Source organism: Nitrospirae bacterium YQR-1, assembly GCA_039908095.1.
Classification (GTDB): Bacteria; Nitrospirota; Thermodesulfovibrionia; order Thermodesulfovibrionales; family Magnetobacteriaceae; genus Magnetomonas.
In genome coordinates this window covers 41,172-67,924 of the sequence record JAMOBJ010000012.1, presented here as the reverse complement: position 1 = coordinate 67,924, position 26,753 = coordinate 41,172, and the positions used below count along the sequence as shown (strand labels likewise).

Here is a 26,753-nt window from a genome sequence, read left to right as displayed (position 1 = left end):
CATGAGAACAAAAGATACTATCGTTGTTATGTGTGCTCCCACGGTAAACCGTATGATTTCCATGCGTGCTGTCGGTTCGGTTAAGGAGACTGATTTACAAAGGGCTGAGTTTATAGTTTTAGACAATAATTATGACAGAAAGTTTCATCATCCGACGATTATGAACAGGATGTTAAGGTATGGGGCTGAAGCCGGAAAAACCGTCATATTTCTTGATGATGACATTGAGGTATATGATTATAACTGGATAGAGCGTCTTCATGAAGTCTCAGAGAGGATGAACGCCGACATTGTAAGCTCAGTGCATACATACGAAAATGGAGAGCCCAATCACGAGGGAATTTTTGTGTGTAAGCAGACCGGCACGTGGATGTACTATAACCTGGTGATGGAGCCTCAGTATGTAATTGATGGCGCCGTCTATGTGCCTGGGCTCTGCAGCGCCGTGCTCCTTGTTAAAAATCCTGGAAAATACTACTTTGATGTTAATTACAGAAAGTACCACCACGACCTGGATATTTGCCTTCAGGCATGGCGGCAAGGCTCAAAGGCTGCCTGCGCCATCGACCTGAAAATTATTCACAACCTTAAGTACTATGAGCTAAAGGTCCCGACATTTTGGGATACGTTTCACAACGATTCAGGATATTTTTCAAAAAAATGGGCATCCTACATCCCCGCGCTTATAGAAGTGCCGGAGCTTCTGAGATTTAAGGAGTTTGCAGAAACCGTTACATGGAAACACCTGACATGGGAGCACTACTTCATACGTGCCGACAGGCTGAAAACTGTTGATAAGGAACTCTCTGTAGAAATGTTTACAAAGATAGCAACTGAGAGTATAAATGAAAAGTACAAATCGGACAGCTATTTTCAGTTATTTCTGCTTGAGGACAGGGTGTCTCATCTGCAAAACTGCCTAAAATATAACCCCTGTCATCAAAAAGCTAAGGGACTGTTAAGAGAGCGTTTGGGGGATGAGAAATTATCGGAATTCAACTGTAATATGTATGTGGATTGCAGAAAATGCCATCTTTTATAGGGAGTAAATGAACAAAGATACACTTATTGCAATGTGCAGCCCTAACTACAACCGGCTGATAACACGCCGTGCTGTACGGTCGGTTAAGGCCACGGATTTGAGCCGTGCGGAGTTTATCCTGCTGGACAATAACTTTGACCGCAGCTTTAACCACCCTACAATAATGAACCGTCTCCTTAGATATGCTTCCGAGCGTAGCATGAACGTGGTCTTTATTGATGATGATGTGGAAATATATGAACCCCGCTGGTTAGATAGGATTTATGAGGTTTCTGATGAGCTCTCCGCAGATATTGTAGGTTGCCGCCATGTGTTTGAAAGCGGCGAGCCCAACCATGACGGCATATGGATTGATGTTGACGGCCTTTCGTGGTTATTTACAGACCAGATGCTTGACCCTCAGGAGATAAAAAGCGGCGCTGCCTATATGCCCACACTCTGTAGTGCGCTCCTTTTTGTACGGGACTGCAAGAACTTTTACTTTGATGTCAAATTTAATAAGTACCAGCATGACCTGGATATTTGTATGCAGGCATGGCGCAGTGGTAAAAAGGTGGCATGTGCTCTGGATTTGGAGATAATTCACAATTACCAGTACTATCGCAGAAAGAATCCGTCTTACTGGAATACCTTTGTAGCGGATTCAACATATTTTGCAAATAAATGGGTGGAGTACATCCCAACCTTGTTGGAAATTGATGAGCTTAAACAATTTAAAACCATACGGGAAAAAAGAGGTTGGACAGATTACTACAACAGCATACCCAGAATTAAAAGCATAAGTGAGCAAAAGGCCGTGGAGATGTTTAAACGTGTAGTGGCGGAGTGTTTTAATAAAAAACTTGTCTCAGGCGCCCACTTTCACCTATATACACTTACAAAGGAAAGACCACACCTGGTGGAATGCCTTAAGTTAAACCCCTGCCACAGGGCTGCCAAAGCGTATTTAACTGAAATTGACGGGATTGAGCCGAAAAATGCCGGAAATTGCACACACGGTATTAACTGTAAGTACTGCCACTTTATAGGCGGGTCTGTTTATTAAATTTTTAAAAGGAAATTAAATGGAAGCCAAATACAGCATTGATGACATATCATATACTTTAACGGAGTTTTGCCCCGGGCACTGCCGGTACTGCTCCATATGGAAGCTGCCTGACAAGCGGCAGGATGAGCTAAAATCGCATGAGCTGGATTTGCTTTTCTCTTCTAAGTACCTCTCAATAAAGAAAGTACACCTGACCGGTGGTGAGCCCCATAAGAGCCCGACATATATACGGGCAGTTGATTCAATTCATAAGTACCTTCCCGATACGGTAATAGATACGCCCATTAGCGGCTGGTACCCTGACCTCCATGAGGAGGTGGCAAAGTACGTAACATCTCGGTTTCCACTATACAGGCTTGATATTTCACTGGATGGTGATGAGAAAGCCTACGGCAACATAAGGTTATTTAAAGACGGATTTGCAAAGGCGGTTGAGACAGCCAAGAGACTCAGGGTGATTCCCGGCATGGCCGTACGTTTTCAGTTTACGATTTACATGGAAAATTACCATTTAATAAACTGGGTGTATGAGTTTGCTAAGAGCCTTGGCGTTGGCCTGTATATGGGATTTGGGCGGTTTAACCCGGACAGATTTAAAAATGCCATAGATAATTTAACAAATCGTGAGCTTTCATTAAGTGATTTTATACCGCCTAAGGAGATAAGGGAGGAGATATACAGACGCCTTAATGAGATAGGCTTTGTCAGTAGCCGTTATGCTTCAAAGTATCACTGGCAGCGTGCTGTATGGGAAGGGCAGCCGGTTGATTTTGACTGCTACATGGGGCGCCGCTCCATTGATATTGACCCCTATGGCAACGTGTATCCGTGTCTGCTGTGGCTGCCTGAGCTGTGTATGGGAAGTATAAGAGAGCTTGGTTCTTTGGATGCCGTCCTTGACTCAGACGCTGCTTCAGACGTTCTTAATACAATAGGGGAGGGCGGGTGCAAAAGCAAATGTCTTTATACCTGCGCCTTGAAAGCTAAGATTAAAGAACCCTGTGTACCAGCCCACGGCCTTAAGGATTATGATAAGAAGTATGGTTTTGTTTTTGATGAAAATGATCTGATCCCTCTTGCTCCATGGTGGGAAAAAACTGATGGGTAAGGCCATATGGATTGATCTGGCCACCCCAAAGAGCGTAATGTTTTTCCGCAAGATTATCGAAAAACTAACAGAGCGCGGCATTGAGACGTTTGTGACTTCACGGCAGGGAGATGATTATACGGAAACGACAGACCTGCTTAATTTGTATGAAATAAAATATCACAGCATAGGAAAATTCGGCGGCGGTAAGTTAAAGGGAAAGCTTCATGCATCTTTGCAGAGGCAAATTGATTTTATGGAAACCATCGCAGGCATGGATGCCGACACTGACAATTCTTCACAGAAGGTGGAAAAATTGGTTTGCCTCTGCTCGGTGGATGCTAACAGGGTTGCCTTTGGACTGAAAATCCCGATTGTCAATTTTTATGATATTCCGCTCTCAGATTATACAAGCAATTTTCTGAAAGCACTCCCTCAGGCACGTTTAACTCTCCCGCTTTCGGCACAGGTCTTCAAACCCTTTATGGTGCCGGATGAGATATTCACCAGATTCTCTCTTGAACCGGCACAGGTGTTTTCCTATGAGTTTATTGACCCTGTCCTTTGGCTTTGTGATTTCAGACCTGAGTACAACATATTTGAAGGAATTTTAAGCTCCATAGGGGCTAACCCTGCAAAGCCAACCATAGTTGTGCGTGAGGAAGAGTACAAGGCCTCATATGTTGACAAGCAGTATCCTCTGTTATATACAGCGCTGCCTGAGATATATAAAAAGACAGGGGCAAACATAATAATTGTGCCCCGTTATGAAACTGAGTATCTAAAAACGCTTTTTCCTTTTGCCCATGTGCTTCAAAGTAAGATAAAAATCCAGCATCTTCTTGCTTACTGCGACCTCTTTATCGGGGGCGGGGGTACAATAAATGTGGAGTCAACTTTTTTTGGCACGCCCACGGTTTCAACGCGCTCTTTTGTAAGCCACTATGATAAGTTTCTTATGGATGTCGGACTTATGAAATGGGTATCTTCCGAAACTCAACTGATAGAGACTGCATTAAGTAGTTTTGGAAAGAAAAAAGAAGCGCTCTCTGAGCAGTTCTACGAAAACCAGATAAACAATGCGCTTTGTTTTTCCGACAGGTTTGTCTCATGGCTTATGAGCAATAATGAAGAAAGATTTAACGGTATTTGTTAACGCCTTCAGGAAGGCGTTTCTTAAAGAAGCACTTGAAAGCGTAAAGGTCTCCCTGTCTTTTGTCCCTGCGTGCTTTACTACTCAGGTTATAGTGTGTGTCCTTAGTGAGGAAGTAAAAGCGTTTCTGAATAATAACAAAAATCTCGTTTTGCCTGATTATGATGTAGTAGAGTACATGGAGGGAGAGAATATAGAAAGGAACAGCCGCTCTATGGACTTTTTTTATAAGAAGGGATTAATCTACGGTGAGTATTTCCACGAAATGAGTGATGACGACATAGTGGAGCCGGTTTTTTACGGATTAGCCCTGAACGTTTTGAGAAACCACATAATACCGATGGTAACATTTCATTGGGACATGATTTATGAGGACGGAACGAAGGGGTATCGTATGCCGTTTTTTAAGCGGGCGTGTTTGATCTCAGGTAAGGAATCAGCCCGCTTGAGCCTTGTGAGCAGTTTTAGACACGCTGTTGCGACAATTGCTGAAACATCTCTGACATTTAGTATAAAAAAATCCGCACGTGCTCCAATTTTAGGAGACGTCCACGAGTGGCTTCACTGGTGTATGCAGTCGGGCTACGCATGGCTGCCCAACAGAGGTATCTGGTACCGCGTTTATTCATCCTCGATGTGGGACCAAAATCCCGACAAAATAAATGACAACCTCCCCCTCTACATGGAATACTTAAAACTCTACAAAGAAAAATACAGAATCACCCCCGACCAATATAATATCATACAAGATAAAATAACAGACAGGCACGACCGTCAGGGCAGGGCGGCAAAATTCATAAGAGCCAAAAAAGACGATTACTCAGGCGGCAGCCCATATGACGTCCCTGTTGATGCTGTATTATTGTAAGAAAAGGTAAGGCGTATTGTTTGTTTTTATAATATCTGATATAATGGTGTTAGTGTTATCACGATTAAACATTATGATATGAATAATAGAGAAAAATGAGAGGAGGAGACATGTTAAAGAAGTTTGTTTATTTTGTAACATTTTTTTTTGTTTTAGGATTAAACACATCGCTTTTGGCCTTTGATGCTAAAAAACCCGGCACAAACGATAAGTGTGGTGTTTGTGGTATGCTTGTTAAGGCCTTTCCGAAGTGGGTGTCTCAGGTAGTTTTTAAAGATGGCACATATGTTTTTTTTGACGGCCCTAAGGATATGCTGAAATTTTACTTCGATGTTGCCAAATACCGCAAAGATAAAACCCAGGAAGATGTATCAGACATATACGTTACGGATTACTACAGTGCTAAGACCGTAAAGGCGGACTCTGTGGTTTTTGTCTTTGGCAGTAACGTAGAGGGCCCTATGGGAGCAGAGGCTGTGCCGGTTTCCGAGGATAAGGTAAAAGGCTTTATTCTTGACCATAAGGGTGATAAGACACTTAAATTCAGTGAAATAACCGCTGCAGATATCCCGGGCGCTATGAAGCACGATATGAAGAAACACTAAGCTGCCACCATGGTAAAAACAAAAGTCTTTATGTTTATAGTGTTTTTTGAAACACTGTTACTGCTGGCTTTTTCCGTGTTTTCGGTTTATTCTCTCACACACTTACAAGGCCGGCTTGATGCTAAGAGGGAATTGGTACGGCAACTGACCCTCACAGATGTGGCTATATGGACCGAGGCCAGGTACACGAGGCATCCGTCACAGTCGGATTTTTTCAGCGCTTTTCAGGATTTTCCGTCCTCTATTGACCACTTCCCCGCCGGTTCCATTGTGCCACCCGGGATGTTTAATGAGAGGAATCAGAAATAATGGCCGCATGGGGACACAATAAAATCCTTGAATATGCAATTTCATCCCTGCTTAGGAAAAAGTATAAAAACCTTGCCATTATTGTGGTCTTTAGTATATTAATTGCCATTATAAGTTCCATACTGTTTCTCACACATGCTTTTAAGGTGGAGGCTATGAATGTCTTTTATGATTCTCCTGAGTTAATAGTCCAGAAACTGGCTGCCGGACGCCATGATCTCGTACCGCTTAATTATATTGAGCAGATATCCTCAATTGCCGGTGTCGGCAGTGTGCAACCCCGCTACTGGGGATACTATTACGATACTTTGACACATGCCAACTATACGATTATCGGTCTGACAAAGGAACTTGACGGACTTAAACTCCTTGAGGGTAAACTCCCTCAAACAAAAGGAGAGTGTGCTGTGGGTAAAGGTGTTGCCAAACTCAGAAAACTCAGTTTTAATGATAATATGTTTCTTGCAATCGGTGACAGTAGAAGTGTTTCCCTTAAAGTTGTCGGTATTTTTGACAGCGTATCGGCGATGTTTACCAACGATCTTGTTATTATGGACAGAGAAGACCTTATTGGTTTCTTTGATATTCCCAAAGACCGTGCCACAGACCTGATAGTAGAGGTTTATAACGATAGTGAGATACAAACAGTAGCCACAAAGATAGTAAGAACATGGCCCGATGCCAGAGTTATACTAAAAGGCGACATAATTCGCACCTATGACAACGTGTTTAACTGGCGGGGTGGGATTATTGTCACTATGTTTTTCGGTGCTCTGCTTGCCTTTGCCATTTTTGTATGGGATAAGGCAACAGGGTTGAGTGCAGCGGAAAGACGGGAAATCGGTATTCTTAAAGCAATCGGATGGGAAACCTCAGATGTGTTGAAGTTAAAGTTCCATGAGGGTATGGTCGTCTCCCTACTGTCGTTTCTAACCGGTTTAATTCTTGCTTATGTACATGTGTTTTTATTCGGAGCAGCGCTCTTTGGGCCGGTTCTGAAGGGATGGTCAGTGTTGTTTCCGCCGTTTCAACCCATCCCATACATTAATATATACCATGTGTTTTCAATTTTTTTTCTAACAGTTGTCCCTTATGTGGTAAGCACGGTTGTGCCCTCATGGAAGGCGGCGATAACTGACCCTGATACAATAATGAGGACATAGGGCAATGGACATTTTGGTAAAAGTAGAGAAGGTTTCCAAAGTGTATAATCCGGGGCTGCCTGATGAGATGAGGGCGCTTACGGATATATCGTTTGAGGTCTTCAGGGGAGAGTTTGTAGTATTTAAGGGCCCAAGCGGCTCAGGGAAAACCACCCTTCTGGGCCAAATCGGCTGCATGTGCCGCCCAACCGAGGGTAAAATTATAGTAGGACAGAGGGATGTGGCAAAACTGCCGGAACGCTTTCTTACAGAGATAAGAAGAAATACTTTTGGCTTTATATTTCAACAGTTTAACCTTATAAGGGGTATCACAGTGCTTGAAAACGTTATGCTTCCGCTCTATCCCACTAAAACGCCATATTCAGAAATAAAAGAGCGCGCTAATAAAGTGTTGGAGCATTTAAATATGGTTCACAAGAGGGATTTTAAGATCACGCAGCTTTCCGGAGGTGAGCAGCAACGGGTAGCCATTGCACGGGCTCTTATCAATGACCCTGAAATCATCCTTGCCGATGAACCCACTGCACACCTGGATACGAGGTTATCCATTGATTTTCTTGAAATCATCCACAACCTTAACCATGAGGGTAAAACTATTATAATCGCCTCGCATGATCCCCTGATATATGATTCAAAGTATGTTATGAAAACAGTGGAAATGAGAGATGGTTTACTCAAAGAGGTCGTTATAAAGTGATACTTCATCCCGGGGTACTTGCCCTGTTGCTCTCATCAGCCGTTGTGGCTGTTATGGCACTTTGTGCCTCATTTATCGGCCTCTCTATAGTAAGAAGCTGGGACATATCAAGTAGCTCGGAATTGCAACTGTCCCTTGAAAGAAAAACCTATCTTATTTCAACTATTATTAACACGGCACTGTTTATTGAGGTTCTTTCATTGTTTCTTTTTATATTTACCGCAGATGACATACATAAGTTGTTTGTCGGGGCCATGTGTGCCACAGGCGCTCTTAACGCCAACCCTGTAGGGTGGTATGTGTTATACACTAAAATTATAACATTTTTGATTTCCTCGGTGTGGCTTTTTATTAACTACATAGACCAACAGGGTGAGGACTATCCACTTGTTAAGTTTAAGTATATACTTCTTGTGTTTGTCTCGCCATTGATTCTTCTTGAATTTATTTTGACTTTTAAATATTTTAATGGCCTGAAACCTGAGATGATAACTTCCTGCTGTGGCTCCCTTTTTGGAGGCGAGGAGAAATCCGTGGCTTCAGCCCTTGCAGCTCTCCCCGTTAAGCCAATGATGTATGTGTTTTACATTTCAACTCTTTGCTTGCTTTCAGTTTTAATTGGCTCAGTTAAAACAAACGCAGGGGTGTTTAGGTACTTAGCTGCAGGTCTTTCAGTACCGTATTTGATAGTTTCCATAGCATCGCTAATATCCTTTATCTCCATCTACTACTATGAGCTTCCGACCCATCATTGCCCGTTTGATGTGTTAAAGGGACAGTATAACTACGTTGGCTATCCGTTGTTTGTAAGCCTGTTAGGGGCGGTGTCTTTTACCATAGCCACAGGTGTTTCGGAGTTTTTCAGGGATATTCCCAGCATAACGGTGGTTGTTGATAAAGTACAAAAGAAGTGGGCTGTAATCTCAATCATCTTTTTGGTTATTTTTGCGGTTTTATCCACATGGCCGTTGGTATTTACGTCGTTTACACCTTTTTAGAAAATAAATGCATATGAGGAATTACCCGGTTAGGGTTATGTATGATTGACAGAGAAAAGCTAAAGAAGTACTTGAAATCAATGAAAAAACCGCAGTCTTTCAAAGAGTTGTCAAGACGTCTCAGTGAAAGCACTAAGGAGACCCGTCTGCTTAAGAAGTATCTGCGTGAGCTGATGAGGGCGGGTGTGGTGGTCAGGACTAACAACGGCCACTACGGGCCTGCAACCGAGATGGGCCTTGCCACGGGGTTTTTTGAGGCCCACAGGGGTGGCTATGGTTTTGTCATAGTGGATAAATCCGGGGAGAGAGACATTTTCATTCCCGGCAGGAAAACAAACGGCGCTATGGACAATGACCGCGTTGTGGTGAGACTTGAGGACGGCAGGAGGCGTGAGGGCTCAATAGTGAGGGTGGTTGAGCGGGTTCATGACAAGGTCTTTGGCCGTATTGATTATGTCGGAAATGCTTGTTACCTTAAACCAAAGAACAAGACAATTTTTTTTGATTTATATATACCTGAGCATGACACACTGAGTGCTAAGGCCGGAGACAGCGTAGTAGCGGAAATAACAGACTACGGGAATTCAAGCCGTCCTCCGGTGGGTAAAATCATAAAAATTATGACAGCTCCCGACGGACCTAAATCCGAGATAGACATGATAGTGGATGAGTTTCATCTGCCAAAGAGGTTTCCTAAAGCCGTCACTGATGAGGCTAAGGCTTTGCCGGATGAAATCACATCTGATATGATAACGGAGCGTGTTGACTTACGCACGCTTAAAACTGTAACGATAGACGGTGAGAGGGCAAGGGACTTTGATGATGCCATATCAATAATAAAACAGCCGCAGGGTTATAAGCTCTACGTCCACATAGCAGATGTAAGCCATTTTGTGCCGTGGGAAAGTGCTCTTGACACAGAGGCACGCAGACGCGGCACATCGGTGTATTTTTCCGACAGAGTAATTCCTATGTTTCCTAAGAGGCTTTCTGAAGAGCTATGCAGCCTCAAACCCAAAGTTGACCGTTTAACCTTTACAGTGGAGATGGATTTCTCAGACTCAGGCAGAAGGACCTCCGCACGGTTTTATCCATCAGTGATAAGAAGTGATGAGAGGATGACATATACGGTTGTTAAGGAGATACTGGTAAATGGGGATGTGCGCAGGAGAAAAAAGTATGCCGCACTGGTGCCGGAGTTTGAGATAATGGGGCAGTTGTGCACTTTGTTGAGAGAAGTGAGGTTACAGCGCGGCAGTCTTGATTTTGACCTCCCTGAGCCTGAAATAATTCTTGATATGCAGGGGGCGCTTGAGAGTATAGTTGGTACGGAGAGGAACTTTGCCCACTCTATAGTGGAGGAGTTTATGATAGCTGCCAATGAGGCAGTCAGTAGTTTTCTGGAATCGCTTAAAGTTCCGTCTGTTTACAGAATTCATGAGGAGCCTGACCAGCGGAAACTGGATGAAATAATAAAAGTTCTCAAATGTACCATATCGTGGAATAAAAACCGGATAAGTGCCTCAGATTTTCCCAAAATAATTGCAAAATCATCGGAGAGCCCTTACAAGGAGGTCATAAACTATCTGGTGTTAAGAGCCCTTAAGCAGGCACGGTATTCAATAACAAATGAGGGGCATTTTGGCCTTGCATCCAAAAGTTACACACACTTTACATCTCCCATCAGAAGGTATCCCGACCTGGTAGTGCACAGGGTGCTGCGTGAGGCACTATCTGGAGTTTCTAAGGACAGTAAAGATTTTTCTAAAAAACTATCCGATGTGGCCTTTCACTGTTCACACAGGGAGAGGGTTGCCGAGGAAGCCGAGAGAGAGAGTATTAATGCCCTGAGAGTTTGGTTTTTAAAAGACAGCGTGGGTGAGGAGTTCTCGGGCAGGGTAATCGGGACAAGTACACGCGGGCTAAGGGTACGACTGGATGGCCATTTTATAGACGGCATAGTGGAAGTGTCTCAGATGTCTGATGACTACTATGTCTTTGAGGAAAGGAGCCTGACTCTGAAGGGAAAGAATAAAAAGAAGGTGTTTTCTATAGCAACCCCTGTCAATGTGCGGATTGACAGGGTGGATATGGAAGACAGAGAGATATTTTTTACTCTGTCTTAACTTTTTATACCAGCCTCCATAACATGTTATAATATAATAAAGGTGATAGTGGTGATGCACATTTGCTAAGAAATTCTATAATATCTTTATACAAATCGCTTACCGGCACTGCGGCTATAGAGAAAGCACTTGAGAGCTATCTGTGCCCATTGCAGATGTTCTTTGAATTAACAAGCAATGGCTTAAGCGCCGGTGCTTTTAAGATTCTAAAACATGACTTAAATGTTAAGCGCATCTTTTTAACTAAACTAACAATAAATTATTTTAATGGAATCTATACAAACATTAAAACCATAACCGGCTCTCCGGCTCAAAGCGGTTCGGAGAGTGCAGGACAATCACACCAAAAAATGGTTAATGATATAGGCAAGTCACATGATATGTCAAAGGAGGAAATGAGCCTCAGTGAGAACTTGCTCTCCATACCTCTCTTTATCACAGGCGTTGTGTATGCAATAGCTTTAAACGTCAGAAGAACAATCATAAGGTATGTTTCACCGGGAAAATAATATAACTGTCAAATTATATTACAAAAAAACTCTTCTTTCTTTAACAATACAGAAAACTCATCGGGCGGTACGGCTTTACTAAAAAGATACCCCTGTACCTCATCACATCCAAGTGAACGTAAAACTTCTAATTGCTCAAGTGTTTCCACACCCTCGGCTATTACCCGTAATCTGAGATTGTGCGACATGTCGATAATTGTCTTAACAATCGTCAAATCATCCTGATTGATTACTAGTTCCTTAATAAATGACTTATCAATTTTTAGTTTTTTAAACGGAAGGTGTTTTAGATAACTTAAGGATGAGTAACCTGTGCCGAAATCATCTATAGCAACATTAACACCTCTAGAGTTAAACCTGCGTAACATTGAAATCGTTGTATCCACGTTTTGCATACAAAAACTCTCGGTAAGCTCCAGTTCAAGGTTAGCCGGAGCCATATGTGTTTTGTTTAATATCTGAAATACCACACCGGCAAGGTCATAGTGTCTTGACACCTGAGTGGTTGACACATTTACAGCAACAACAACAGGCGGCAGGTTCATTTTTTGCCAGATTATATTTTGTTTACAACTCTCGGAAAGTACCTGTTCACCAAGTGCCATTATTATTCCTGTATCTTCCGCCAACGATATGAATTTATCGGGGTACAGTAAGCCCATCTCCGGATGTTGCCAGCGTACCAACGCCTCAGCCCCTACAATTTTTCCACTGCTCAGCTCTATCTGAGGCTGGTAATGCACTACTAATTCACCGCGCTGAAGCGCCAAACGCAGCTCTTTTTCCAGCTTTAACCGTTTGTTTATGGATTCATCCATTTCCTTGTTAAACATTGTGCCGGTGCTCTTCATTGATTTTTTGGAATAATACATGGCGGTATCTGCATGTTTTAACAACTCCTCTGCATTGCCGGCATCCGTCGGGTAAATACTCATACCTGCACTTGCTGTGATGTTGTAAATGTTATTGTTGACTTCATACGGCTCACTTAAACATGACAATGCTTTTTTTGTAATTATCTCTGCATCTAAGCCGCTTTTTATGTTTGGTAAAATTACAGTAAACTCATCACCACTGACACGGGATACAGTATCGGCGTTGCGCACACATCTACCCAGCCTTGATGCGACTGCTTGCAGCAATAAGTCTCCGACATCGTGTCCCATAGAGTCATTAATATCTTTAAAATTATCTATATCAATGTACAAGACGCCCAATAAGTGTCCGTAACGGACTGTACTTTTTATCTCCTGGCGTAACCTGTCAAAAAACAACACCCTGTTGGGAAGCCCGGTCAGAGTGTCATAGTTGGCCATATACTCTAATTTTTCTTCCATCCGTTTACGCTCTATTATGCCGGATAACGTGTTGGCAACAGACACTAAAAAATTCTCTTCCAATGAAGTGCGTACATGTCCATGCTCTACATACAGGTTGATTACTCCAATTACCTTTTCCTTTGACTTGACAGGAATACAATAATGCCCATGATCTGACATCCCGTCATAACTGACTTCATGGCGGTCATCTATAGAAGATGCAAACACTATCTTGCCGGTGGCTGCGGCGCGCCCACACAGACAGCTGCCCATAGTTACACGGCTGCACTTTTTTAATAACTGAAAAGAGATGCCTCTGTGAGTCATCATTATCAACTCATCAGGGTTATCTTCTATCAAAAAAATACATCCTGTTTTTTTAGGGGACAGCCACGGAACTGTGCTTATTAGTTCAAGTATGCTCTCAAGATATTCCTCTAAAGTAAGTGTTTGTATTGAAAGTTTCATTATAGTGTTTATGACATCCTGAATCAAATAGTTTTGAGCTATTTTCTCTTCAGTTTCCTTGCGTAAAATTATTCCGGCTATCGTGCTGGCAACGCTTCTTAAAAAATCCTCATCCTCAAAGGTTCGTTCATACCCCTCATCTACATAGACATTGATTACCCCCAGTAATCTGTCATTTGAAAGTATGGGCACACAGTAATGACCGTGTGGGTGCATATCTGAATATCGGATTGTGTGTTTTTCATCATCAGTGTCAGATGAAAAAACAACCTCTCTTTTTAATGCCGCTAATCCGCATAGACATTTGCCAAAAGGCAAATCAGAACATGTATCTAATTGCTCACTGTCGAAATTATAATGTGCCGATATCTTGATGGTTTCAGAACTATCCTCGCATATATAGATACATCCTTTTGAGTTAAGTGAAATCCATGACACTGACATTAATAAAGTTAAGATTTTGTTTAACTGCTCCTGTAGTGAAACCGGCAGCAATGAGATATTCAGAATCGAATTAATCACCTCCCGGACTTTTGCTTTTTGACTGATTTCCTTTTGTTGTATATGTAATTGCTCTATTATCTCTTGTAACTTTGTCCTCGCTTCATAATTAAACAGCTTTATCATACCAATTACAGAAAAAGCAATAAACAAGGCTGAGATTGCCCGCAAAACCTGTACCGGTACTTTAATAAATGATATGAAACTATCTGTATTAATTACATTTGAAGGAAAGAAATTGCCTTTTGGAACAACAAATCCTGCAAAAAAACCATATGCTATAAAAAATGTTACAGCAAGGAAAAAGTACCTATCTGCTTTTGACTTTTCTATTAAGTCTGTTTCTGTACTGTACAACTTCAAGCCGATTGCAGTGGCAATAGAGCCCGGCAGCGCTAAAAAATATCGTGACAATATCTGTCCTGTTTGCAGCGCATTTTCTGAATAATACGATATAATAAATATAATTGTTGTTAGCACCGGCATTAACCACCATTGCAAGTACTGAGAAATTCTTTTCATCGTTTCATTTTCACAGATTCTCAAAGTTCTTCTGCTGAACTCAAACAAAAAGCAAAATGATGAAACCAAAAAAATAAAACTCAGTGTCTTTAGTAATTTATGAGATGGGTGTATAAATGACATCATATCAAGCCACTCGTTTATACCATGAAGAAATGCAAATGAGGACAATAACCAGATGAATCTTGCCGGCTTAAACTGCCCTTCAGTTTTTGTTAGTACAGCTATCGAAATGCCCGTAAATATAAAGGCAAATCCATAAACAAGATACACATAATCCATATTGTTTCCAAAAAACTGCTCTACCGGTTCCACTTTTACTCCCTTTGCCTTTTTTTATTGTTATTACATACATACAACTTAATAAATATTTATTCTTTGTATAATTTGCCAATGCTGAAGGCAACTTAGTATAGGTGCTATTTTGCAGCTTTTTTAATACAATTTACAATAATTTTCTATCGTTATGTAAAATAATTATTTTAAGCCGTGGTGCGGCGGCCATTTCTAATGTATAATAAAATATCTATAAGTACCATTGAACCATTTAAAACATATAGATAGCTGACATAGTCAAAGCAATAAAGCACTTTATGAGTAAACCCCGACAAATACCCTAAAAAAACGATAATTAAAAAGTGGATACTTTTGCCTTCATTTTTCCCTGATTTACATGATTTATAAATTGAACACGGCCATGCCGAGCCAAAACAAATTAACATTATTATCTCAAATATGCTCATCAGAGCGCTAATACAGCAGGGCAAACAATTTCTTATAGCTACTCATAATGCTCTCTCCATAATATATCACCACATTTAAAATACCTCAAAAGTAAATTTAAGTCAATTCGTAAACTTGCTAAATACTATCATTATCTGTAAAATAATATTTTATGGGAGAGGAAAAGAAAAAGCCGTTTAATAGAGACGAGACAAAGATATATCAGTACTACAGCCAAAAAGGTGACAGCAGTACTCAGAAAGAAAGTGCTTCAGCATCAGAAGTGCAGAAAAACAGCTATGACTCTCTTCTTACAACAAAAAGTCTCACAGACATCACAAACTACGTTACCCTCACAGATAAGTCATCATTGGTTGGCGGCACCCCACACCCTCTGTACGGCTGGATTGTAGGCATTAGCAGCACAAATAATGACCGTGATTACCAGTTATTTGAAGGCAAAAATACAATTGGGAGAATATCTGGAAATTCTATAGTTCTTCATGACTCCACAGTATCAAAAGAGCATTGTGCAATCATATGCCACAAAGGAGAGATTCTTATAGTGGATAATAATTCAACAAACGGAGTGTTTGTAAACAATAAGAGAATATACGGCCCAACACTACTTAAAGACGGATACCTGCTGTTTATAGGAGATGTGGCATTTCAGATGGTTTTTTACAAAAGGCTCTACAGCAGAGCCGGCAAAGAAGCATAATTATTTTACCGGTGCCACCTCTTATACAACTGGAGCGGATTAATTAAAAACCGGTAACAATGTTTAGCCCTCCTGCTCCTACCGTGCTGTTGTCCTCACATATAAAACCGGCAAGGTTTCTCTTTGGAGTAGTGGTACCCTGAAAACATCCCATTGTGAGATTTTTGCAATTGAGGGAAGTGCCGGTTGAGTCAAACTTGAGCGTGCCGCCATATGCTGCCGATGTGCCTGTATCTGAAGATAAGTCAATTTTATCAGAGCCTGAACCTGTATAGACTGTCTGCCCTGAAAATGTCAGCATGTTTGTAGTACCGGCAGTAAATACAGTGGAAAAAGAGTTAAACTTTCCTGTCAGGGTACCATTATCATTAGATGTCACTTTAAAGTAGCCGGTTGAGTTATCGGAGGAGCTGTTTGAGGCTATGCAGTACACTACGTTATTGGTATTAGTGTGTAAATAAGGAATATAGTACTTAACTGTGGATAGTGCTGTAGTGGTGGATGATAAGAGTGTAAAATTTCCCCACCATGTTCCCCATGTTTTACCGCCTACGGCGTACTCCTGAATAGTCCAGAAGGACTCATCGGTTGGGTCAAGAAATGTGGCACTGTAGTCTCCCCACCGGCTTGTAGATGTGGTATAACTATAGGCGGCAAGCCCTGCTTTAAGCAGTGATACAGTTTGCATGGTGCCTGCCGTGTCGGTGGAACTGCGAGCTGTGTAGTAGGCGCTGCCGTAGATGGAGCTTGATGAGCCGCTAAAGCCAAGAGCAACATCATTGTTGGTGTTAACCGCTATGGAGGGGTAGAAGTATGAAAGCGATGAGTCCTTAACCCTTCCCTCAGACACGGTGGAGCCGGCTGAGATGGATGACGCGGCGGCCTTTGACGGATCTATCTGGTACCATGCCGCCTCGGTTCTTGTATTTGTGGAGTCTGCTACCGTGTGAGAGGCCCAGATGTAACCATTGCGGCATACGGAACTCAAAATACGCGTATCGCCGGTGTCAAGCCCTATCGAGGATCCGGACTGGGAGGCGGAGGGCAGTGATGATGACGGAGTGTATTTGTTCTGAACTTTTAAGTAACCCTTGTCGCTCCACGTACCGGTACTTCCTGACATACTCAGGCTATAGACCTTAAAATAAGTACTTGTTGAGGAATAATAGCCCTCTCCCAGAAAATAATGAGACTGTGAGGTGCCAAAGACGTGACACGGTGTTGTGACTGAAGACGTTCCTGTGGGTTTTACGAGCTCTGTCCATGTTATAGTTGAGTTTGAGGCTGAAAGCTGTGTTTTTGCTATTGCCAGCACCTTAATGTTTTGAAAATTATTGGTTGTATTATACATGTTAACTGTGATGTAAACGTAGTTTTGATCAATGCCCACTTGTGGATAGTCACCCCAGTTGTTGGTTTGGGTGGAGCCACTGTCCTTATCTACATCTATTGACCACAAATACCATGTGCCGGTTGGGTCGCTGGTTGCCGACACCCCGATAAGGACATAAGAGTTTGGTGATGAGGTGCCGCTTGCGGAGGTGATGATAAATCTCTTATCAAACTGGTCATACAAGATTTTAGGGTCAAAGGTATATGTTGCGGCAGAGCCCAGAGACGACCAAAAAGAACTTAAGGTGATTTGTTTGTACAAAGCACCGGTGGATTTAGTATAAATTGCAAATCCCCCGTTTACGACACTAACCAGATAACCGGGGCCGGCAGCTCCCATGGTATCGGGAGGATGGTAGTTACTGCCGCTCATAGCGGTGAAATTGCTGCCAAGTGTCGGGAGCTTATTAACCGGAGTTATTGAAGAACCATTTTCCTGAAAGATGTTTTTAAGCTCATCGTCCTGAGGCGTCTCTGTGCTGTGGTCGTCTATTTTAACCGGAGGTGGAAGTGTTCTGCGGGGTATCACCTCATGTTGTGTTTCGGTTGGTGAGAGTTTTTTATTGTCCTTTTCCATTTCACTGAGAGTTGTCTTTGAAAATGGGACACTCTGTCTGACGGTAACACCTTTTGATGTATTGTCGCTGTCAGAGGCTGCCGTTAAAGTCACCGCTGAGACGGCTATGAGAAAAGTAAGAAACACCACTGTGCTATGTATTTTCATATATAAAGCCCCCTGGTTGCAATATTGTACATATTTTACCGGTAGCGGTTGTCAAAATGCAACTTAGTATTATGGGTTAAAATGTCTGAGCGTGAAAAGGATGATTTTTACCTTTTCCTACTCAAGTATCAATACTTTTCAAAGTCCTTATTATCCTGTTCTGTTGAATATGAGCCAATGTCTATAAACGGTTTAACATGTGACATTGTACCCCTTCGTCCGGGTTCGTGCTCTATAGCTTTTGGCTTTGCAGCAGCACCCTGTTGAGGTCTGGATTTTCTCTGAGCAGGTATCGGCCTTTGGCGTCTAATCTCTACGTCATCAGTTTTGAAAAATCCAACAGAGGTTTGAAGCAACTCGGCCTGTGCCGACAGTTGCTCCGCAGTTGAGGACATCTCCTCAGCTGACGATGCGTTCTGTTGAATAACCTTATCCAATTGCTGGATGGCCAGGTTAACCTGTTCGGCCCCGGTTGCCTGTTCATTTGAAGAGGCACTTATCTCATGAACCAGCTCGGATGTTTTTTGAATGTCTGGAACCAACGCGTTTAACATCTCACCGGCTTTTGCCGAAATATCTACGCTTGACTTTACGAGATTATTGATTTCACCGGCTGCCGCCTGACTTCTGCCGGCAAGCTCTCTTACCTCTGAGGCAACAACAGCAAACCCTTTGCCGTGCTCACCGGCTCGCGCCGCCTCTATGGCCGCATTAAGAGCCAGCAGGTTGGTCTGTCTTGCTATCTCCTCGATTATTGTTATCTTTTCTGCTATCTCTTTCATTGCCTTTGCCGTCATCGCTACTGAATCACCACTGTCTTTAGCATTACCTGCGGACTTAGCAGCCATCTTTTCCGTTTGCTGTGCATTATCGGCATTGGCCTTGATATTTGCGGCCATCTGTTCCATGGATGAGGATATCTCCTGCACAGAGGCTGCCTGTTCAGTTGCCCCTTGCGATAACTCCTGCGTTGTTGCGCTTAACTCGTGGCTGCCTGATGCAACCTGTTCAGAGGCCCTCTGCACCTCCTGCACTACCTCGGTTAATCTGCTTACCATGGATGAAAGAGACTGCATCAGCCTGTCTTTTTCAGAGCGCTCCGCTACCTTCACCATTAGATTGCCCCCCGATAGCTCCTCGGTTATATCGGTTATTTCGTTTTCTGCGTCAATCAAAACGTTCAAATTATTTTTTATTTTATTGAAATCGCCACGATATTCGTCACTTATTTTGGGCGGAATGTCCCCTATGCTGATTCTTTCCACATACCCGGATGTTACATTTATTGGCTTAACAAAAGCTTCTACCAAACTATTTAATCCATCAATTAACTGCTGCCATCCACCCTGATATTTTCCCGACTCCCCCCTTGTTGACAAATTGCCGTTTTTTACCGAATTTATAAGTTTATCTATTTCGGCAAATATCCCCTTCAGAATTTCAAGCATTGAAAGCATAGAGCCAAGCAGATTATTCCTGTTACTTCCTGTGGCGATATCTATGCTGAGGTCTCCTGATGCAATTTTTAAAGCTATAGCTGACATCTCGGCAGGTTCGCCGCCTAATGGCCTGGTTACGCCGCCTGCAATAAAAATCCCCAACAGCATGGAGATAACAAACGATATTATCGTTAAGATTATAAGCATTTGAGTGGTTTGAGTAGCAAATTTTTTATTATTATCAGCGGTATTCTTAGCTTCTTTTATATTATGACTGGTTTGCTTGTTTATAATATCCTGGATAGCACGCGCTGTTTGCTGACCTTCGTTTTGCAACTTAGTAACAGCTTCTTCATGCTTTCCTGACATTGAAATTTCAGCAATATCAAATATGGTTTTTAAAAATGTATTCATTCCTTCCGTATATTCTTTAAAAAATTTCTTATCACCGTCACCTTCCAGAGTTTTTTCTAATTCAGGCAGTAAATTGTCCAGCCCCTTTTTTCTCTCACTAATTCTTTCTAAATACTTCTTTTTATCCTCAAGTTTTTCGTGATACACTAAAGACATCGTATTTGTCCTTGCGCTTCCAAACTTGTCGTTGATTTCGGCTGCGAGCGCTAATGGAACCGTAATTTTCTCATACATTCTAACGTCATTCTTTTCCATTTTTTGCATGTTGATTATAGCTATTACAGAAATAGCAACTGTAATTAATGTCACAATAAAGAAACCGCTTATCAGTTTTGATTTAACCCTAAGGTTCTTTAGAAAGTTCATAATACCCTCCCAAAAATTCTTTAAACGTCAAATTTATAAACAACTTGCATAAAGCAAGCTATGCTTAAACACGTGCTTCGGACTCAAGCAGCTTGAATATTCCCTGAATGTCCAGTATGAGGGCAACAGAGCCGTCCCCCAAAATAGTGGCGCCGGAAAAACCCTTTGCATCTTTATAAAGCTTACCCAGGGATTTTATTACAGCTTGCATATCGCCAAAGAGTTCATCTACACCTATAGCCGCTTTAAGCCCTCCATGAGTTACGATTACGATAAAGCTGCATTTGGAATCATCGAGTCCAAACATTTCACACATTGAAATAAAAGGTATCACTTTGCCCTGAAAATCGAAATAACCCTTTTTTTTGAGCATTGAGTAATTTTTTCCATCAACAGTATAACATTTAACTACCATATCCAGAGGAATTACATACTGTTTACCTCCGACCCCTACCATAAAACCATCAATTATTGAAAGCGTAAGCGGAAGGTTTATTCTAATCGCCGTTCCTTTACCTTCCTCGCTCTCTATATAGACCGAGCCTCTTAAAGCCTCAATGTTTCTCTTTACCACATCCATGCCAACGCCGCGCCCTGATAGTTTTGATACGCTTTCCGCTGTGGAAAAACCAGGTTCAAAAATCAGGTTGAATATCTCCTTATCGGGCAGATTTCTATTGGTGTCGATCAGGCCGGCAGCTATGGCCTTTTCAACTATACGTTGTTTGTTAAGACCTTTACCGTCATCTGTTATTTCAATTACAATTGTACCGGCCTCGTAACAGGCGTTAAGCTTGATTGTGCCTTTGGGGGGTTTGCCGTTTTTTATACGTTGCTCTATAGTTTCTATGCCGTGGTCAACTGAGTTTCGCACTATATGAGTCAGAGGATCGCTTATCTTTTCTATTACGGTCTTATCCAGCTCCGTATCGCCGCCGGTTATTACAAGTTCTATCTCTTTACCAAGCTCTTTGCTTATATCTCTTACAAGGCGGTGAAAACGGTTAAATGAGCTTCCTATGGGAATCATGCGCATCTTCATAGACATGTCTCTGATATCATTTACAAGTTTTGTCATAAACGAGGAGGTTTTCATCAGCGGACCATCACCCACTGCAAGTGAGCGCTGTCTGATTCCGCCATTGGCCACAACCAGTTCACCTACCAGATTTATCAGTAAATCGAGCTTATCGGCATCTACTCTTATCGTTGCAGATGCTGTGGATACAGTGCCTGTTGTGGCAATTGATTCTCTGACCTTTTGCTGTTTATTCAGTGCAACATCAACAACTTTCTGCTCCACTGCGCCGCTATCTACCAACACCTCTCCAATACGAGGCTTTCCCTTATTGGGATTCATGGCGCCCTCGCTTTGTATCCTGAGAGCCTTATTTAAATCCTCCTCTGTTAAAAGCCCGCTTTTTATAAGAACCTCACCAAGCATCCATGAATCTTCCGGTAAACTATTTATCAGACTGATATACGTTTCTACTTTGCTGTGAGGCGGAACTATTTTGATATCGTTATCTTCTGTATAAAACTCAAACACACCAGCTATTTCATTTTGGTTTTTATCCGTTTTTATATCCAATTCAAAACCAGTAAAACATTCCTCGGGGTCCATTTCCGCTAAAGGGGGGATGCCTTGTGTTATTGTTGTCATGTTGATGATTTCACCCATTTTGCCAAGGTAATTGATGAGCGAAAGTGGATCCATGGCGTCTCGCAGGAGATTTTTATTGAATCTGAGAGATATATGCCAGATAGCCGGTTCGGTTTGCGCTGTTGCTGTGTCCGGGGCCTCCTGCCCGGTTGCTATAACTGTTTTTATATCGTCAAGATATACTGAGAGACTGTCAAGGAGTTCCTGCTCCGTCTTCATCAACTCCTCAGTCATAGGTTTATTGTCTTTTAAGGTTCTCTTTAATAATTCGTTGATATAGTCGCGGCTTCTGAGAAGTAAATTGATAAGTACGGAGTCTGTTTTTATTTTATCGTTTCTTAACCGTTCAAGGACGCTTTCCACCTTATGGGTAAAACGCTCTATGTCGGTCAGACCAATCATACCGGCTCCGCCCTTAATCGTGTGAGCACCTCTGAAAAGGGCGTTTATGGTCTCTTTATCCCCTGGAAGTTCCTCTAAAGACAGTAACTGCTCTTCCGTTACCTGAAGGATTTCCGTTGCCTCTTCTAAGAAGGCTTTACTTGCTGCATCCAGTCCCATAAGTTTATTCTTTTCTCAGGATTCCGTAAAAAAGCCTCTGACGTTATATAAATCAAATAGACACTCTACTGAGGGGCTGAGAGAGAGAATCCTAAAATTTTTCCCCATCCTGTCACTTTCATTCTTAAGTGCGGCCAGTAATTGAAACCCTGCCGTGTCTATTTCTGATATGTTGGAAAGATCGAGCTCTGCCTCTTTTGTGGTTTTTATATAATCTATAAACAATTCCTTTAGTTCGTTAGCCCTTCCAACAGACAGTTCACCCTCTAATGATAAAGGCATAATACACCCTCCTGCTTGCTCCTCACATGTTAAACTTTTTTTTAAGGCAATATAAGTTTTTCTATGGCGGAAAGTAAAACTTCAGGCTTAAATGGTTTTACAATCCATGCCTTTGCGCCGGCCTCTTTGCCTTCCTGTTTTTTGGTTTCTTGAGACTCAGTCGTTAACATTATTATTGGAGTGAACTTATAAGTAGCATTCTTTTTTATTTCTTTAAGAAAGGCGATTCCGTCCATGTTAGGCATATTGACATCACAGATCATTAAATGGATTTTACCGGCTAGTTTACTTAGTGCGTCCTTACCGTCTTTTGCCTCTATTACGTTATACCCTGCTTTTTTCAAAGTGGTACTTACTATCTCCCGTAAGGTTGCAGAATCATCAATTAGCATAACTGTCTTTCCCATATCTCCCCCGTTATTTATCAAGCATTATCATCATAGTTTTTTAAAAAAACGTTACCTCCTCTTCATGGCTCTGAGAGGCAGCTTCCTTTTTATGTGTCTTTTTTGGACTGTGAATTACCTCATGATGAATGTCACGTTGTTTTTTCATCACATAATCCTTTACCATATCGTCAATATTAAATTCGGCAAAAAACTTATCATAAAGCTCATATGGGGTTTTTAACATTTCCTCCAGTTTGCCTATATAATTATCCATAGTGTCGTTTCCTTTCATCATTTGTTCAATCTGCTGGCGGGTGATGTCCTGAAACTGGATGTTGCTTAATGCCTCCAGGATTTTCATTTCCACCACCTTGCTAACTCCGCCTACCTGACCGATTATATCGTCATTAAGGTTGCTGAGTTTTTTGTAACTCTCCCCTATGGCATCAAGGCTTTTTACAAAGCTTACCAACAGATCGTGCTCTGCTTCATGTACTTGTTTATTTATTTCCGCCTGAAACCTATGCTCAATAATCTTTGCAACGTCCATTATTGCAGTTCCTATCTCAGCAGTGGATTCATGAGATTTTTGTGAAAGTTTTCTTACCTCATCGGCAACAACGGCAAACCCTCTTCCCATCTCACCGGCACGTGCCGCCTCTATTGCTGCATTTAATGCAAGAAGGTTTGTCTGGTCGCTGATGTCTTTAAGGAGCTTTATCAGACCGGACATGTGGTTAGATTTCCCCGTAAGCTCTTTGCCCAGCTCAAAGTCCTTATCTGCCTCCTCAAGGCGATGTGTCATGTAATCATGTACGGTGGAGAGGGTTTTTTCGTTTTCCTCTATTGTAGTGCGGGATGCGTCGGATAGTTCCTCAGACTCGCTTTTTAGCCTTGCAAGGGTCTGAAGCATCTCTGATATTGACTCGTCTATAGATTTAAGATGGGCAATTATCTCAAAAGATGCAGAATCCGTTGATTTTATGATGTCTTCCATCTGAGCGTTCGTAAGTCTAGTTAATTGTCGCTGTGAGATAAAATAGCTGCTCAATTTAGCTATCAATAACTTATAACAGTGGTCAATTTTGTCTGTTTCCTTTTCCATCCTCTTCAGTACTCTTTTAGAGGCCGCCTTTAAAGTATAACTACTTACAAAAAAAATCAGAACAAAAATAAGAAACAACCAGGCTGTGTAAAAGATGGATTCCGACGCCGTTTTGCCTATACTCAAAGCCTTGCAGGCATATTCGGAAAATGTAGGCCCCAGATAGTACGTAATAATAAAAGTCACTATCACAACAGTAACAAGTATAATCAAAAAATACCTTCTGAAAACATTCAGATTGGCACTTAAAACAGTCTGTTTATCATCATTAACCAAAATAACAGCTCCCCTGCTCTTAATATTTTAAACAACGGTAACTAACATTAGTCTATTTCCGCCCCATACTTTTTAAATTTATTAATACACCCGTACAGTTATAAAAACAATGTTTTACTTACTATCCTCAGTATATCATTTCTACTACTGAAAAGCATATTTTTTTAGAGTGATATATCGCTCTTAGCAAACTACTATCATACTAATACCAAGCTGCAGTCAGAAGATGACAAAAACTTTTTGCCAGAGATACTTATGATAGAAACATGAAAGATAGCCCAATTGGTTAAAATAGTAGCCAAGTTCAAAGCAGAAACCAATATTTTTATTTTAATTAACCAAACGAAAAAAAATAATGAATTTTTAGTGCAGCTTATATTATAATGTGAGGTGTGCTTTGATAGATATTGATAGATATATATAACCGGGGGTATGATGGCAGGGCATTCTAAATGGGCTCAGATAAAAAGAAAAAAAGCAACAACGGATTCTAAAAGAGGAAAGGTTTTTTCCAAAATTGTAAAGGAGATAACTGTGGCGGCAAGAATAGGCGGTGGTGACCCCGACGGTAATGCCCGCCTTCGCGGTGCTATTGAAAAAGCTAAAGAAGAGAATATGCCCTATGATAATATAAAAAGAGCAGTACAGAAGGGTACAGGTGAGCTGCCTGGTACTATGTATGAGGAGATAATGTATGAGGGATACGGTCCTGCGGGAGTAGCTCTCCTTATTGAGGCAATGACTGACAACAGAAACAGGACTGTGGCGGAAATCAGAAGACTTCTCACTAAAAGCGGCGGCAATCTCGGTGAAACAGGATGTGTTTCCTGGATGTTTTCAAAAAAGGGTACTATAGTTGTTGACAAAAAGGCAGCCTCTGAAGAGCAGCTGATGACAATAGCGCTGGAGTCCGGGGCTGAGGACATGAAAAATGAGCCGGAAGACGAAAGCTACGAGATAATAACTGCTCCCGACTCTGTGGAGACAGTGAAAAGTGCTGTTATCTCCGCCGGTATTGTTGTCTCCTCTTCAGATATTACCATGGTTCCCGGCAATTATGTTTCCGTGGATTCCGCTACAGCAGGGCAACTGCTAAGGCTTATGGATGCCCTTGATGAGCTTGAGGACGTTCAGAATATTTACGCCAACTTCGACATGCCGGAGGGCTTTCTTGCTGATGCTTCCTGAGAATTATGACTGCTCTACAGCCTGCACATGACAATTAAAAGGCTTATTATATTTCTTGTACTTGTTTTAACTCATGGTATTGCAACAGGGGCAAAGCTTACCCCTGAGGAAGAAATAAATATTTCCGTCTTCAAAAATGCCAGTCCCTCTGTTGTAAATATAACCACAACAACATTAATGAGAGATTTCTTTTCCGTTTATCCGCAAAAAGGCTCCGGTTCCGGCTCAATAATATCCCAGGACGGTTACGTTGTTACCAATTACCACGTTGTTGAAGACACCTCGGACATTACCATTGTCATGAATGACGGTAAAAAATTTAAGGCTAAGTTTATCGGTGCCGACGCAGACAGCGACCTGGCTATAATAAAAATCCTAACTGAAACTCCCACTACCTTTAAGGCACTTGAATTTGGAAACTCCGAGGGCTTGCAGCCGGGGCAGCGGGTTTTTGCTATAGGTAATCCTTTTGGACTAAACTCCACACTTACCGCCGGCATAATCAGCGCAACCGGCAGGCCGCTCACTACAGAACATGGCCGGGTCATAGAGGACGTCATACAGACAGATACGCCTATAAATCCTGGAAACTCCGGCGGCCCGCTTCTCGATACCGAGGGAAAAATGATAGGTATAAACTCGGCTATATTTACGCCCTCAGGCGGAAATATCGGAATAGGTTTTGCCATACCGATAAACACTGCTAAGGGCCTTATCCCGGACTTAATAAAGTACGGCAGAACAAGAAGGCCATGGATGGGGATAGTGGGTTTGCCACTTTGGGAAAATCTCTCCAAAGCCGTCGGACTGCCGGTAAACAGGGGTATTTTGGTTTCAGAGGTTGTTATCGGAGGCCCTGCTTATAAGGCAGGTATCAGGGGCGGTAACAGACCGGTAAATATAAGTGGCACATCTGTTTATCTCGGAGGTGATGTAATACTTGAGGTAAACGGTGTTAAGGTTGCTTATATGCAAGATATAATGAAAATGCTTTCCACTAAAAAACCTGATGATTTTGTAATCATCAAGCTCCTTAGAGACACTAAAATCATCGAGCTTAAGATGCGTGTTGAGTTAAGACAATAATATGCCTGA

23 protein-coding genes are annotated in these 26,753 nt (G+C 41.9%); 15 read left to right on the top strand and 8 right to left on the bottom strand.

Features of this window, described 5'->3' with window-relative positions; translation table 11 throughout:
- The first annotated feature begins 1 nt into the window (after nt 1).
- From H7844_07875 to H7844_07820, 12 genes are all read left to right on the top strand, one after another.
- Entirely contained in the window at nt 2–1,042 is a 1,041-nt protein-coding gene (locus tag H7844_07875) for a hypothetical protein (protein ID MEO5357200.1), read from the top strand.
- Nucleotides 1,043–1,049: 7 nt separating this feature from the next.
- Nucleotides 1,050–2,087 (top strand): hypothetical protein, encoded by a 1,038-nt coding sequence (locus tag H7844_07870; GenBank protein ID MEO5357199.1) that lies wholly within the window; start codon nt 1,050–1,052, stop codon nt 2,085–2,087.
- A 19-nt stretch (nt 2,088–2,106) separates the two neighbouring features.
- Complete coding sequence (locus H7844_07865) at nt 2,107–3,198, top strand: hypothetical protein (GenBank protein MEO5357198.1); 1,092 nt, start codon at nt 2,107–2,109, stop codon at nt 3,196–3,198.
- On the top strand, nt 3,191–4,333 hold the full coding sequence (locus H7844_07860) for a DUF354 domain-containing protein (GenBank protein ID MEO5357197.1): 1,143 nt from the start codon (nt 3,191–3,193) through the stop codon (nt 4,331–4,333). Before H7844_07865 ends, H7844_07860 begins: the two co-directional genes overlap by 8 nt.
- The gene (locus H7844_07855; GenBank protein ID MEO5357196.1) at nt 4,305–5,198 is read left to right on the top strand and encodes a hypothetical protein; all 894 of its coding nucleotides are present in this window, start codon (nt 4,305–4,307) and stop codon (nt 5,196–5,198) included. The genes H7844_07860 and H7844_07855 overlap by 29 nt, the downstream gene beginning before the upstream one ends.
- A gap of 110 nt (nt 5,199–5,308) precedes the next feature.
- Entirely contained in the window at nt 5,309–5,803 is a 495-nt protein-coding gene (locus H7844_07850) for a nitrous oxide reductase accessory protein NosL (protein ID MEO5357195.1), read from the top strand.
- Between the two features lie 9 nt (nt 5,804–5,812).
- The gene (locus H7844_07845) at nt 5,813–6,112 is read left to right on the top strand and encodes a hypothetical protein (protein MEO5357194.1); all 300 of its coding nucleotides are present in this window, start codon (nt 5,813–5,815) and stop codon (nt 6,110–6,112) included.
- Nucleotides 6,112–7,275: an ABC transporter permease gene (locus H7844_07840; protein ID MEO5357193.1), complete on the top strand. Its 1,164-nt coding sequence runs from the start codon at nt 6,112–6,114 to the stop codon at nt 7,273–7,275. Before H7844_07845 ends, H7844_07840 begins: the two co-directional genes overlap by 1 nt.
- Nucleotides 7,276–7,288: 13 nt before the next feature.
- On the top strand, nt 7,289–7,972 hold the full coding sequence (locus H7844_07835) for an ABC transporter ATP-binding protein (protein ID MEO5357192.1): 684 nt from the start codon (nt 7,289–7,291) through the stop codon (nt 7,970–7,972).
- On the top strand, nt 7,969–8,970 hold the full coding sequence (locus tag H7844_07830) for a hypothetical protein (protein ID MEO5357191.1): 1,002 nt from the start codon (nt 7,969–7,971) through the stop codon (nt 8,968–8,970). The genes H7844_07835 and H7844_07830 overlap by 4 nt, the downstream gene beginning before the upstream one ends.
- A gap of 41 nt (nt 8,971–9,011) precedes the next feature.
- Nucleotides 9,012–11,096 carry a ribonuclease R gene (gene rnr, locus H7844_07825; GenBank protein ID MEO5357190.1) on the top strand — a complete coding sequence of 695 codons (2,085 nt, stop codon included), beginning with the start codon at nt 9,012–9,014 and terminating at the stop codon, nt 11,094–11,096.
- Between the two features lie 62 nt (nt 11,097–11,158).
- Complete coding sequence (locus tag H7844_07820; GenBank protein MEO5357189.1) at nt 11,159–11,605, top strand: hypothetical protein; 447 nt, start codon at nt 11,159–11,161, stop codon at nt 11,603–11,605.
- An 8-nt stretch (nt 11,606–11,613) separates the two neighbouring features.
- Here the strand turns inward: H7844_07820 and H7844_07815 are convergent, their stop codons facing one another.
- Both H7844_07815 and H7844_07810 read right to left on the bottom strand, forming a co-directional pair.
- Complete coding sequence (locus H7844_07815) at nt 11,614–14,730, bottom strand: EAL domain-containing protein (GenBank protein ID MEO5357188.1); 3,117 nt, start codon at nt 14,728–14,730, stop codon at nt 11,614–11,616.
- Between the two features lie 167 nt (nt 14,731–14,897).
- Nucleotides 14,898–15,158: a hypothetical protein gene (locus H7844_07810; GenBank protein MEO5357187.1), complete on the bottom strand. Its 261-nt coding sequence runs from the start codon at nt 15,156–15,158 to the stop codon at nt 14,898–14,900.
- 152 nt (nt 15,159–15,310) lie between these two features.
- On the opposite strand from H7844_07810, the gene H7844_07805 reads away from it, so the two are divergent.
- A complete protein-coding gene (locus H7844_07805) occupies nt 15,311–15,859 on the top strand; it encodes an FHA domain-containing protein (GenBank protein MEO5357186.1) in 549 nt (182 codons plus the stop codon).
- Between the two features lie 43 nt (nt 15,860–15,902).
- On the opposite strand, the gene H7844_07800 is transcribed toward H7844_07805, so the two are convergent.
- The 6 genes from H7844_07800 to H7844_07775 all read right to left on the bottom strand — a co-directional run bounded on the left by H7844_07800 (nt 15,903) and on the right by H7844_07775 (nt 23,894).
- The gene (locus H7844_07800; GenBank protein MEO5357185.1) at nt 15,903–17,975 is read right to left on the bottom strand and encodes a hypothetical protein; all 2,073 of its coding nucleotides are present in this window, start codon (nt 17,973–17,975) and stop codon (nt 15,903–15,905) included.
- A 128-nt stretch (nt 17,976–18,103) separates the two neighbouring features.
- Nucleotides 18,104–20,194, bottom strand: a complete 2,091-nt coding sequence (locus H7844_07795) for a methyl-accepting chemotaxis protein (GenBank protein MEO5357184.1) — start codon at nt 20,192–20,194, stop codon at nt 18,104–18,106.
- A gap of 64 nt (nt 20,195–20,258) precedes the next feature.
- Nucleotides 20,259–22,418 (bottom strand): chemotaxis protein CheA, encoded by a 2,160-nt coding sequence (locus H7844_07790; protein MEO5357183.1) that lies wholly within the window; start codon nt 22,416–22,418, stop codon nt 20,259–20,261.
- Nucleotides 22,419–22,433: 15 nt separating this feature from the next.
- Nucleotides 22,434–22,700: an STAS domain-containing protein gene (locus tag H7844_07785; GenBank protein ID MEO5357182.1), complete on the bottom strand. Its 267-nt coding sequence runs from the start codon at nt 22,698–22,700 to the stop codon at nt 22,434–22,436.
- A 41-nt stretch (nt 22,701–22,741) separates the two neighbouring features.
- Nucleotides 22,742–23,107, bottom strand: coding sequence for a response regulator (locus tag H7844_07780; GenBank protein MEO5357181.1), 366 nt, complete (start codon nt 23,105–23,107; stop codon nt 22,742–22,744).
- A gap of 40 nt (nt 23,108–23,147) precedes the next feature.
- Nucleotides 23,148–23,894, bottom strand: a complete 747-nt coding sequence (locus H7844_07775; GenBank protein MEO5357180.1) for a methyl-accepting chemotaxis protein — start codon at nt 23,892–23,894, stop codon at nt 23,148–23,150.
- Nucleotides 23,895–24,905: 1,011 nt separating this feature from the next.
- Here H7844_07775 and H7844_07770 point away from each other — a divergent pair.
- Together H7844_07770 and H7844_07765 are read left to right on the top strand one after the other, a co-directional pair.
- Entirely contained in the window at nt 24,906–25,658 is a 753-nt protein-coding gene (locus H7844_07770) for a YebC/PmpR family DNA-binding transcriptional regulator (protein MEO5357179.1), read from the top strand.
- 27 nt (nt 25,659–25,685) lie between these two features.
- Nucleotides 25,686–26,744, top strand: a complete 1,059-nt coding sequence (locus H7844_07765) for a trypsin-like peptidase domain-containing protein (GenBank protein ID MEO5357178.1) — start codon at nt 25,686–25,688, stop codon at nt 26,742–26,744.
- The last annotated feature ends 9 nt before the right edge of the window (nt 26,745–26,753 follow it).